Consider the following 11,607-nt stretch of genomic DNA (forward strand, 5'->3'; position numbering starts at 1 on the left):
CCCAGTAGCGCGGTGTAACGAATCTCGCGAGGGACGAGTGTATGAGGCACCCGCGACGGCGGCGCCAGCCGCCTGGGTAATGCCTACGCGCCTGATCCAGCCTCGGTGCCACCTTCGGCACCGCTAGCGCGTTGCTTCGCGGGTGCGCTGACGCTTACGCCGCGCTACAACTGCCTCCCACGATTCACTACTTCCGATTCACTATTCACTAATCAAAGCTGATCCAAGCGATCAAACTTCCCGGCGATATCGCTCTCTGTCCAGTGGGGCACCCAGCCTTCAACGTTATCGAAGAAGCGCAGTGCAGTGAATTCTGGCACTGGGCCCATATCGAACCAATGGGGCGTGTTCGCGGGTACGCTGATCAGGTCATTGCGGGTACACAGTACCTGATACACCTTGTCTTCAATATGCAGGCAGAAAAGCCCCTGGCCCTTGACGAAGAAGCGCACTTCGTCTTCGTGATGACGGTGCTCGTTTAAGAACTTTTGGCGCATGGCGTCTTTGTCTGGGTGCGTGGGCACCATGTGCAGCACATCGACGGTTTGATAGCCGCCGATGGCCTTTACCCGGTCGATATCGTCTTGGTAGAGCGCCAAAATATCTTCCTGGGTGGCGTCGTCGGCAATCTCGCCCGGCGTTGCCCAGCGCTCAAACAACACCCCCACCTTGTTTAGTTCCGCAGTTATCTGTTCGCCGTCAGTGATGTCTAGCAGGGCGTCATTGGGGTTCTGATCAGCAAATACTTTTAGTTGTGACATTCTAGGCTTTCCTAAAGCGTTATTTCATCAAAGCGGGTAACGCAAGCATGGGTGTTGCCTGCCTGGGTGCCTTCGCGAACTAACTGTAGGGTTTGCATGCCCGCCTGCTTGGCTGCGTCCAGCTCTTCGACTACGTCCGACAAGAACAGCACCGCTTCCGGCGGCAGGTCAAGCTCAGCGATAATTCGCTGATAGGCTGTGGCTTCGCGCTTATGGCCAATATGGGTGTCGAAGTAGCCGCTAAACAGGGGGGTTAAATCGCCTTCATCGCTGTAGCCAAACAGCAGCTTTTGCGCCTGCACGGAACCTGACGAATACACGTACAGTGCTTTGCCTGCCTGCTGCCACTGGCGCAGCACCGGGGCGACGTCGCTATACAAATGGCCTTTAAAATCGCCACGCTGATAGCCATCGGCCCACACCATGCCTTGCAGTGCTTTCAGCGGCGTGACTTTTTGATCAGTCTCGATCCAATGTAGCAACTGCGCAATGACTGCTTCCAGCGTGGCATCAGCGTCGCCCATTTCGCGGCGTACGGCGCTAATTTGCTCGGCAACCTCTGGAGAGTCAGCATTTGCCCGCAAAAAATCGGGCAGCTTGGCTTGAGCGTAGGGAAACAGCACCTTATGGACGAAGTTAATATCCGTGGTGGTGCCTTCGATATCGGTGACAACGGCGCGAACAGCAGGGTTACTCATTTAGACCACCGGCTCTCTTCAAGTACACAGGACAGTAAAAATTCAATGGCTTCCAAGTGCCGACGGCAACTAGCGATGCTATCGCCCACGGCATAAATACCGTGCCCCGTCACCAAAAAGCCCCAGGGCATCGGCCAGCCGCTGCGTACATGCTCCGCTAGCTCGTCCATATCTTGGGAATTTGGTACCACAGGTAAAAGAACCGAGGCATCATGAGTCACGTTGCCCTGCAGGGCTTTTTGCATCTCGAAGCCACTTAGCTCAATGCCGTTTGGAAAGCGCCGTGACAGCACAGTGCTGGCTAGGGTATGGGTATGCAGCACGCAGTTGATGGTCGGGTCTAACCGGTAAAGCGCAGCGTGAAGATCACTTTCTGCGCTAGGTTTACCATCACCGGATAGCACCTTGCCATCCAGGTTGCAGAGCAAGAGGTCATCGGCCTGAATGCGGGTTTTATCCCGGCCAGAAGCGGTGACAAGATAGCCCGCCTCGGTACGGGCGGAAAAGTTACCGCCGGTAGCGGGTGTCCAGCCTTGCTGCGCCGCCCATGAAATGGCGGCCAGCAGTTCAGTTTGTAGCGTCATCATAGGATCTGCGTCGCCTCATCTAGTAGCAGCCATTCTATATGATAAGCTTCGCGGCTGATAAGCCGCGCCGTTGTTCTGCTAGTCAAGTTCAAGTGCTCAAGGAGTCCAGCAATGCCACATCTACAGTCACGCAGTTTACGGGTCTACGCCGACCACCTTGAGTATTTGGATCAAACCCAACTGCCTCAGAAGGAGCAGTGGGTGCGCTGTGACTCGCCAGAAGAGTGGCAGCGTGCGGTGAAAAATCTAGCGATTCGCGGCGCGCCGCTGATTGGTTTGAGTGCGGCCTTTGTACTGGCGCAGACTGCCGCGCGTCATCCGCAAGGTGACTGGCAGTTGGTAAGTGATCGCTTACGTGCTACACGACCCACCGCAGTGAACCTGATGTATTGCCTGGATGCTATGGAAGCCTGCTTTGAGCAAGGGGCTGCCGCCCTGGCTGAGCGCGCCGCTGAATTGTTTGCAGAAGACCGCGCACTTTGCCAGCGCATGGCCGAGCGGGGAGCTGACCTTTTGCAATCAGGCGACCGCATATTAACCCACTGCAATACCGGGGCGCTGGCCACCGCAGGCGTTGGCACCGCTATCGGCGCACTCGCAGTTGCCAAGCGGCGCGGTGTAACGCTGCATGTGTATGTGGATGAAACCCGCCCGCTGCTGCAAGGTGGCCGTTTAACCGCTTGGGAAATGGCCGACTTAGGTATCTTCTATCAATTGATTGCTGACAGCATGGCCGCGAGCTTAATGGCCGCAGGGAAAGTCGATAAGGTCATGGTCGGTGCCGACCGCATTTGCGCCAACGGTGACTTCGCCAACAAAGTGGGTACTTACATGCTGGCGGTGATTGCTCACTATCATCAGGTGCCGTTCTATGTAGTGGCCCCTTACACCACGGTAGATCCCGCCTGCGTCACTGGCGCCGATATTCCTATTGAACAGCGTGATGCGGCAGAAATTCGTGGTGTTTCAGGTGCTTTCGGCGATGCAGTCTGGGCTCCCGAGAATGCTCCCGTGTGGAACCCAGCCTTTGATGTAACTCCCGCCAAGCTGGTCACTGCCTGGGTGCTAGACACTGGCACCTTTGATGCCGCCGCGATAGCGCGTGGCGATCACTGCCAGGGGCATGCAGAAAGATAGCGGTCTTAGCGAATTCCTGCCCGTAAAAACGATTGCACGAACTGGCGTTGAAAGAGCAAAAAGGCAATCAGTAGTGGGGCGATGCTTAACAGCGTCGCCGCGCTAACGGTCGCCCAGTTCACGCCGGTTTCGGGCGCGGAAAACACCCCTAATCCTACCGTTAGCGGGCGGCTCTCTACTGAGTTGGTCACCACTAATGGCCAGATAAAGTTATTCCAGTGGTGGCTAATCGAGACCAGCCCGTAAGCAAGGTAGGTGGGCTTAGCGAGCGGTACGTAGACCTTCCAGAGAATTTCCAACCAGTTGCAGCCTTCGATGCGGGCGGCATCTTCCAGCTCCCTTGGAATGGTTTTAAAGGTTTGGCGAAGCAGAAAAATACCCAAGGCGCTGGCCACGTAAGGTAAGCCAATCCCGGTGATGGTATTGATCAGCCCCAGCTCACTGGCGATGCGGTAGTTTTCGACAATCAGCACTTCTGGGAACACAAAGAGCTGAATCAGCACCAGCATAAACAGAACGTTCTTGCCGGGAATCGGAAAGCGCGCAAAGGCAAACGCCGCCAGGGTGCAGACCACAAATTGACCGATGACCACCCCTGTCACCAGTGCAAAGGTGTTCAAGTAGTAGCGGGCAAAGGGCGCTTGAGACCAAGCGTTAGCGAAGTTCTCCAACGTCAGCGGGGCGAAGAGCGCAAAGTTGACCATAAACTCGCTGGGGTGGAAGGCCGCCCAAAAAGCATACAGCAGCGGAAAAATCCAAATAATCGCCAGTAGCCACGCGGCCACGGTTTCCAGCGCTGGAATTGAGAAGAAGCGGGAGCGGGGCGCAGTGGTCGTATTCATTGATAGTGCGTCCTGCGATCTAAAATCGTGAACTTAAACGTCGCCACTACCGCGAGCACCAGCAGAATCACCACCGTAATGGTAGCTGCCGTGGTGCGGTCAAAGAACGAGAACGCATTCTCGTAAACGTAGTAGAGCAGCAGGTTGGTGGCGTTGTTGGGCCCACCCTTGGTCAAGATAAATAGGTGATCCACGACCCGCACCGAGTTAATCAGCGCATTGATGAGCACAAACAGCGTGGTGGGCATCAACAGTGGAAATGTCACCCGCCAGAAAAAGCTCCAACGGCTAGTGCCTTCTAAATCAGCCGCCTCTTTTAACTCGGGGGGCATACTCTGGAGCGCCGCTAAGTAGAAGATCATAAAAAAGCCGGCTTCTTTCCACACCGACATCACGATCACCGAGCTTAAAGCAATGCTTGGATCACCCAGCCAGTTCACTCCGGATAAGCCCAGCATACCGAGCAGTTTATTGAATAGGCCGATCTGCGGCGCGTAGAAAAACATCCAGATATTGGCCGCGGCGATCATGGGAAGAATCGTCGGCGTAAAGTAGGCCATGCGCACAAAGCCCCGCCCGCGAAGCTTGCCATTGACGAATAGCGCCATACCCAAGGCCAGCGCGATAGACGTAGGAATCGTACCGACGGCGTAGATTAAGTTGTTACGCGCTACTTTCCAAAACGTCGGGTCATCGAACAACACCTGATAATTTTCAAGGCCGACGAATTCAGTGGGTGCACCGCGAAAGCCGGGTAAAAACAGACTGTTAATAAGCGTCGTTACGGTCGGTAAATAAGCAAACGTCGTTAGCAGTACCGCAGCGGGCAGTAGCAGAAGCGCACCGTAGAGCTGCATTTTGCGGTGGTTGGTGAATGACATAGAGACGTACCGCACGTTGGAAAAGCCGGGGCATGCCCCGGCGAACAGTAAAATGGCTAACGATTAGCGGGCGTAGCGGCGTAACACGCTATCGGCCTCTTGCTGCGCTTGGCTAAGCGCTTCTTGCGCTGTCATTTGGCCGGTCAGCGCTGCTTGCACGGCGTTATCCAAGGCGCGGCGAATGCGGCCACCCTGGTAAGTGGAAAGCTCTGCCGTGCCGTGTTCAAGCTGGTCGCGGGCGACCGCGGCAGGTGGGAACTCTTCTACATAGCCTTGTAGCGCGTCGGTTTCGTAGGCAGCGGGGCTAACGCCCATATAGCCAGTCTCAATCGACCAGGCGGCAGCTCGCTCGGGAGCCGTCATCCAACGAATAAAGGTCATCGCCGCGCGTTGCTCTTCTTCCGTCGTATCTTCAAAAATGTAGAAGTTACCGCCGCCGGTGGGGCTGCCGCGCTGGGTTTTCATCGGCAGCATGGCGACGCCAAAATCAAAATTGGCTTCGCTACGTACGGCGGTTAGGTTGCCCGTGGTGTGCCACATCATTGCCGTGGACTGTTCAAGGAAGTTCTGGCGCAGGGTGCCCCACTCAATGGTGCCGTCGGGCATGGCATTGTGCTCGGTGGCTAGCGATACCCAGTACTCTAGCGCTTCAACCGCTGCGGGGTCGTCGAAGTAGACCTCGGTGCCATCTTCGCTCATTAGCCGGTGGCCGTTCTGAAAGGCAAAGGCCTGGAACATCCAGTAGGGGTAGCCGGTCGATGGCACCATCACGCCCCACTGCTCGCCATTGGAGGCTTCGCGCACGGTGGCGGCCATCTCGGCCATCTCTTGCCAGTTTTCCGGGGGTGTTTCGGGGTCTAGGCCAGCGGCTTCAAAGGCGTCTTTGTTCCAGAACAGTACGATGGTGGAGCGCTGGAAGGGGATGCCGTAGGTTTTGCCATCCAACTGGCCATTTTCCATCAGCCCTGGGTAGAAGCTATTGAGCCATTCGCGCTCTTCAGCGGTTTCGACTAGATCATCAAAAGCGACGATGGCGTTCTGCTCAATCAGCTCGTAAAGATCAATGGAGAACATGACCGATAGCTGCGGCGTTTCGCCCGCTTCCATTGCCGACATAGCGCGCACGCGGGTGTCGTCGTAGTTACCGGCGTAAATCGCTTCCACATTGATATCGGGGTACTCGCTTTCAAACTCTGCCACCAGCGTATCAACGACGTCGGTGAGTGCACCGCCCACTGCGACCGGGTAGTACATGGTCAGATCGACGCTATCCGCGTTTACCTGGGCGGCGCTTAACAAGCCCGCTGCCAGGGCGGTCATTGCAAAAGGGGTACGCAAACGCATAAGAGACTCCGCAAGTGTCAATACTGCTGTCAGTGTTGGAAAGAGCCCACCGCCGGTGGGCGAGGAACGCTTCGCGATGAGCTAGGTAAGGGGAGCGGCGTCAGGTCATCCCGCCGCAGACCTTCGGCATCGAAAAGGTGTGTATTCTCTGGCGTCCAGTAGAGGCTGCATGGCTGACCTGCCAGCGCCTGCTTGCCGCTAAGCCGCACGCGTAGGGTGTGCGACCCCACTGCCACATAAGCAATGGTATCCGCTCCCAGATACTCTTCACTTAATACGTTAGCGGGTACGCCGGAACCGGGTGCGATACGCAGTTCGAGATCTTCCGGGCGGATGCCCAAGTGTCCACCAGCGGCATCCAAGGGGGCTACGGGGGTACTAGGTTCGCCTTCGATAACGGCGCCATTTTTACCGGCCACTAGGGGCAGCAGGTTCATGGCAGGGCTGCCAATGAAACTGGCGGCAAAAGCGCTAGCAGGGCGGTTATAAAGCTCGTCAGGGGTGCCGTCCTGGACGATTTTGCCGTGCTGCATCAGAATTACACGATCTCCCATGCTCATCGCTTCCACTTGGTCGTGGGTGACGTAAATCACCGTCATAGTCAGGCGACTGTGTAGTGCTTTGATTTCCCTACGCATGTCGCTGCGCAGCCGAGCGTCCAGATTGGATAGCGGTTCATCCATCAGGCAGATCGGGTGTTCGGAGATAATTGAACGCGCCAAAGCAACCCGCTGGCGTTGGCCGCCGGAAAGTTGCGCAGGTTTGCGGTCTAGGTAATCGGTTAAATCAACCAGTTCGGCGACCTTGGCTAGTCGCTGGCGCTGCTCATCTTTGGGTACCTTGCGGCTGCGCAGGCCAAAAACGATGTTGTCGGCAACGTTCAAATGTGGAAACAGCGCGTAGGACTGAAACACCATGCTCAGCCCACGGTCGCCGGGCGGCAGGCGGGTAACGTCGCGCTCGCCGATATAAATACGCCCGTCGCTAGCCTCTTCCAGGCCTGCGATCATGCGCAGCGTGGTGGATTTACCACAGCCTGAAGGGCCGAGCAGAATGACAAATTGCCCAGGCGTGACGTCGAAGGAGATGTCATCGACGGCAGTGGCCGCGTCCCAACGTTTAGTGACGCGTTCCAAGCGAATACGCGATTGGTTTGACATAGCACACACATCACCGGCTGCTGGTTGTTATTGGTTCAGCTTGTGTTGAAGGTGTTGCCGTTGCATGACACTTACATGGATGGTTGATGACAGCCGTTGTGTCAAGCAGAAAATTCACTTGGTGACTTTGATGCCATAACGCTGCAGCCTGCGCACCACGCTGGATTGACTAATCCCCAGCCGTTCAGCGATGGCGTACGTGCTGGGAAGCGTTTTGCTCAACGCTTCCAGTGTTTCGCGCTCTAGTCTGGCTAGGTACTGCTTTAGGGTTTCTTCGGGGGCTAAGGCGGCTCTTGGCGAAGAGGTTGGCGTTTGCGGCAGATTAGCAGGGGGCTGCTGCGTAGGAAGGCTAGGTGCTTCAATTTGATCCGTTGGGCTGGAGAGCCAAGCTCTTTCCAACCAGTTTTCAAGCTCGCGGACGTTACCTGGCCAGTCGCTTCCCATTAACGTTGACCACACTGGGTTGCCCAGGATTTTTTGCCGCCCATAGCGTTGGTTAAGGCGTTTCAAACAGGCTTCCACGAGGTCCGGAATATCTTCTCGGCGGTCGCGTAAAGGAGGAAGCGTGACCGGTATGACGTTGAGACGGTAGTAAAGGTCCAGGCGAAATAGGCCTGCTTCTACTTGTTTAGCTAGATTCTGATTCGTGGCGACAACTAAGCGAAAGTCCACTTTGCGCGGTCGTGTATCGCCTAACCGGGTAAGGCTGCCGTCCTGGATGACTTTTAATAGTTTGGTTTGCATTAATAAGGGGAGCTCACCGATTTCATCGAGAAACAGCGTGCCACCTTCCGCTTGCTCTAATAAGCCTGCTTTTCCTTGGCGAGCCGCGCCGCTGAACGCGCCGGGCTGATAGCCAAACATCTCAGACTCAAATAAGTTTTCGGGAATGGCCGCACAGTTAACCTCAATAAAGGGATGGTTATGGCGCTGGCTCCAACGGTGCAACTGTTTGGCAAACGCGGTTTTCCCCACGCCCGACTCTCCCAGCATCAATACATTAGCGTCCGAGGGGGCGACCCGTTTGAGAAGCAGGGCGACTTCACGCATAACGTGACTTCTCACCTGTAAGTTATCCAGCGCGTCGTCCAGCGCTTGTTCCTCGGCACCGTGGGCTGCTTGGCTACGTTTTAAGTGCTCACTAAAGCGTTTCTGGAGTAGTGCATATTCGTCTTGTAGGAGCTGCAAATCGGTTAAGTCTCTGGAGCGGCTGATAACACGCTCTAACTTTCCATTCACAAAGACGGGGTAGGCCTGAGCTATCACACGGCGCCCGGTACCGGTTACCTGCATCAGTTGGGCCGGCTGGTGGGTGCGCATTACTTCCAAGGTGATGGATGGCTTCAAAATGCCTGCTTGCTGAAGCTGGTAAACGCTACTACCTAGCAACTCTTCCCGGGGCGCGCCATAAACAGCCTCAGCGCCGGGGCTGATATCAAGCACTCGACCCTCCCCGCTGACGATGAAGAAATGATCGTTGGCGGTTTCGACAATGGTTTTTAGCACGCACTTATCGATTTCACTCACAGCGCTTGTCTCTTGAGTAACTTGCGATTCATTTTTGCATCAATGATGCATAGATGACTTGAGTGTACGTGATTTTGATTCATTACTGCATCGTTAATGACTGGGAACCCTATGGTTAGGGCGTTCAGAGACTTGGCATGTTCTGTGCAATGTAGTTGTTATTCAGCGCTACAACACGAACAACGCCAAGGAGATCTGTATGTCTGATTTTAACCAGCCGCTTGGGGGCAATAGTATGCCGCGCTTTGGTGGGCCAGCCACTATGATGCGTTTACCCACTCAGGAAAGTGCTGCTGGCTTAGACGCTGCTTTTATCGGTATTCCAATGGATATTGGTACGTCTAACCGGCCTGGTACGCGTCTTGGCCCACGTCAGATTCGTGATGAATCTCGCATGCTTCGACCCTATAACATGGCGACCCGCGCCGCCCCGTTTGAAAGTTTACAAGTGGCCGATATAGGTGACGTGCCCATCAACACGTTTCACCTGCCCAAAAGCGTCGACATCATCACGGCCTTTTATGATGACGTGCTTAAACACAACTGCATTCCGCTAACACTGGGTGGCGAACACACCCTGACACTGCCCATTTTACGTGCCATTGCTAAAAAGCATGGGCCAGTGGGGCTGATCCATATTGATGCCCATGCCGATGTAAATGAGCACATGTTCGGTGAGCCGATTGCCCATGGCACGCCGTTTCGTCGTGCCCAGGAAGAAGGCTTGTTAGCCCACGGCAAAGTGGTGCAAATCGGTCTTCGTGGTACCGGTTACGCGGCTGAAGATTTTGATTGGTGCCGCAGCCAGGGTTTCCGTGTTGTTCCCGCTGAAGAGTGCTGGCATCGCTCGCTTGCCCCCTTGATGAAAGAAGTGCGTGAGCAGATGGGCGATGTGCCTGTCTATATCAGCTTCGATATCGATGGCCTGGACCCATCCGTTGCACCAGGGACGGGAACGGTAGAGATGGGCGGACTGACCTCAGCCCAGGGGCTAGAAATTGTCCGCGGTGCGGCAGGCTTGAACATCGTCGGCTGTGATCTAGTGGAAGTGTCGCCTCCTTATGATCCCAGCGGTAATACCGCATTGATGGGCGCCACACTGCTGTACGAAATGCTCTGTGTGCTGCCGGGCGTGAAACACAGTGATTAAGCTGTCCTGAAATAGCTAATAAATAAAAAGCGCTTACCTGACAAAGCGCTAATGGTCAGAGAAATGGCAGGTTGCTTATTGCCTGCCAGGACGCCACCAGCCCACCTCCAATAATCACTTCCAACAGGTGAACCGTATGTCTTTCTCTCAAGTAAAATTGGATGACGCCGAGCCGTCGACTCCAATCCATCGTGCTCATTTGCTGAAATTTTTGATCCCATCCTTAATTGGCATCCTATTGTTTTTGGTGCCTTTTCAAGTGGGAGGTACGATTAACATTGGCATGGGGCTGATGGCCGATGGGTTGCAGTCGCTGCTTGGCTCTGCGCTACCTGTCATTGCTATGCTAGTCCTATGTTTGTCTGTGGTGATAACGCTTTACGTTAAAGTGGCAAAGCCCAACTGGGCGCAACATGGTCACTTTCAAGATATGTTTGACGTCGACACTATTTGGGTAGTGATGCGCATCTTAGGTGCCATTTTTGTCGTCATGACCTTTTTCCAAGTCGGCCCCGAATTTGTGACGGCATCGTATACTGGCGGCGTAATGCTCAATGATTTAGCGCCGGTGCTACTGACGTTCTTCTTCTTTGCGGCGATTCTGCTACCGTTTCTAGTCGAATTTGGCTTTATGGAATTTATCGGCACCATGGTGCGCAAGCCGTTTCGGAAGATTTTTAATCTCCCAGGACGCAGCGCTATCGATGCAACGGCCTCTTGGATGGGGTCAGGCACCGTGGGTGTATTGATCACTGCCCAACAGTATGAGCAGGGGTATTACAATGCTCGCGAGGCATCGGTCATTGCGACTAACTTTTCAGTGGCTTCCATCGCGTTTAGTTTATTGGTGACGAACTTTGTTGATATCAATCATCTCTTCGTACAGTTCTATTTTACGGTAGTCATGTCAGGGTTGATTGCTGCCATTATCGTGGCACGGATTCCCCCTCTATCGCTCAAATCTAACGACTACTACGAACCTGTTGGCTGCCAGTTACGCGAGAAACGCACCGAAAATGTAGGGCTGTTTCGTTACAGCTTGCTCCAGGCAACTCGCCGGGCAGCGGATGCGCCAGGGCCAAAAGAGCTGGTGCGTTTAGCACTCCTCAACGTGGTTGATATCTTTTTGACACTGCTGCCTTTGGTATTTGCCATCGGCACTGTCGCGCTGATTTTAGCCGAGTTTACGCCGCTGTTTACCTGGCTCTCTTACCCCATGGTGCCAGTGCTTGAGTTGCTGCGTATCCCTGAAGCACAAGCGGCTGCGCCAGCGACGCTGGTCGGGTTTGCCGATATGTTCTTACCAGCGGTGCTGGCGACGAATATTGAAAGCGAGCTGACCCGCTTTGTGATCGCTTGCTTGTCCATGACACAGCTGGTGTATATGTCGGAAATTGGTGCGCTACTACTTAAATCAAAAATCCCTATCAAGCTCTGGGAGTTAGCCGCCGTTTTCTTACTGCGCACGGCCATTACGCTGCCCATCATCGCCTTTATGGCCCATACATTTTTCTTCTGAG

At 54.7% G+C, this 11,607-nt stretch carries 11 protein-coding genes; 3 read left to right on the forward strand and 8 right to left on the reverse strand.

Features of this window, described 5'->3' with window-relative positions:
* Positions 1-212: 212 nt before the first annotated feature.
* Genes HVE01_RS15740 through mtnB form a run of 3 tightly spaced genes read right to left on the reverse strand, consistent with a single transcriptional unit; the run spans position 213 to position 2,046 of the window.
* On the reverse strand, positions 213-761 hold the full coding sequence (locus HVE01_RS15740) for a 1,2-dihydroxy-3-keto-5-methylthiopentene dioxygenase (protein WP_146945060.1): 549 nt from the start codon (positions 759-761) through the stop codon (positions 213-215).
* Between the two features lie 11 nt (positions 762-772).
* The gene (gene mtnC, locus HVE01_RS15745; RefSeq protein ID WP_146945061.1) at positions 773-1,459 is read right to left on the reverse strand and encodes an acireductone synthase; all 687 of its coding nucleotides are present in this window, start codon (positions 1,457-1,459) and stop codon (positions 773-775) included.
* Complete coding sequence (mtnB, locus tag HVE01_RS15750) at positions 1,456-2,046, reverse strand: methylthioribulose 1-phosphate dehydratase (protein WP_146945062.1); 591 nt, start codon at positions 2,044-2,046, stop codon at positions 1,456-1,458. The genes mtnC and mtnB overlap by 4 nt, the downstream gene beginning before the upstream one ends.
* A gap of 111 nt (positions 2,047-2,157) precedes the next feature.
* On the opposite strand from mtnB, the gene mtnA reads away from it, so the two are divergent.
* Complete coding sequence (gene mtnA / locus HVE01_RS15755; protein WP_146945063.1) at positions 2,158-3,183, forward strand: S-methyl-5-thioribose-1-phosphate isomerase; 1,026 nt, start codon at positions 2,158-2,160, stop codon at positions 3,181-3,183.
* Positions 3,184-3,188: 5 nt separating this feature from the next.
* Here the strand turns inward: mtnA and HVE01_RS15760 are convergent, their stop codons facing one another.
* The 5 genes from HVE01_RS15760 to HVE01_RS15780 form a co-directional block, all read right to left on the reverse strand.
* Positions 3,189-4,025 carry a carbohydrate ABC transporter permease gene (locus HVE01_RS15760; protein WP_146945064.1) on the reverse strand — a complete coding sequence of 279 codons (837 nt, stop codon included), beginning with the start codon at positions 4,023-4,025 and terminating at the stop codon, positions 3,189-3,191.
* Positions 4,022-4,906: a carbohydrate ABC transporter permease gene (locus HVE01_RS15765; protein ID WP_146945065.1), complete on the reverse strand. Its 885-nt coding sequence runs from the start codon at positions 4,904-4,906 to the stop codon at positions 4,022-4,024. Before HVE01_RS15765 ends, HVE01_RS15760 begins: the two co-directional genes overlap by 4 nt.
* 63 nt (positions 4,907-4,969) lie before the next feature.
* A complete protein-coding gene (locus tag HVE01_RS15770; protein WP_146945066.1) occupies positions 4,970-6,250 on the reverse strand; it encodes an ABC transporter substrate-binding protein in 1,281 nt (426 codons plus the stop codon).
* A gap of 29 nt (positions 6,251-6,279) precedes the next feature.
* Positions 6,280-7,410 carry an ABC transporter ATP-binding protein gene (locus tag HVE01_RS15775; protein WP_125751754.1) on the reverse strand — a complete coding sequence of 377 codons (1,131 nt, stop codon included), beginning with the start codon at positions 7,408-7,410 and terminating at the stop codon, positions 6,280-6,282.
* Positions 7,411-7,524: 114 nt separating this feature from the next.
* Positions 7,525-8,937 carry a sigma-54 interaction domain-containing protein gene (locus HVE01_RS15780; RefSeq protein WP_125751751.1) on the reverse strand — a complete coding sequence of 471 codons (1,413 nt, stop codon included), beginning with the start codon at positions 8,935-8,937 and terminating at the stop codon, positions 7,525-7,527.
* Between the two features lie 199 nt (positions 8,938-9,136).
* On the opposite strand from HVE01_RS15780, the gene speB reads away from it, so the two are divergent.
* Together speB and HVE01_RS15790 are read left to right on the forward strand one after the other, a co-directional pair.
* Positions 9,137-10,087: an agmatinase gene (speB, locus tag HVE01_RS15785; protein ID WP_125751748.1), complete on the forward strand. Its 951-nt coding sequence runs from the start codon at positions 9,137-9,139 to the stop codon at positions 10,085-10,087.
* A gap of 136 nt (positions 10,088-10,223) precedes the next feature.
* Positions 10,224-11,606 (forward strand): YjiH family protein, encoded by a 1,383-nt coding sequence (locus tag HVE01_RS15790; RefSeq protein ID WP_125751744.1) that lies wholly within the window; start codon positions 10,224-10,226, stop codon positions 11,604-11,606.
* The last annotated feature ends 1 nt before the right edge of the window (position 11,607 follow it).

It is taken from the genome of Vreelandella venusta (assembly GCF_007989605.1).
Lineage (GTDB): Bacteria > Pseudomonadota > Gammaproteobacteria > Pseudomonadales > Halomonadaceae > Vreelandella > Vreelandella venusta.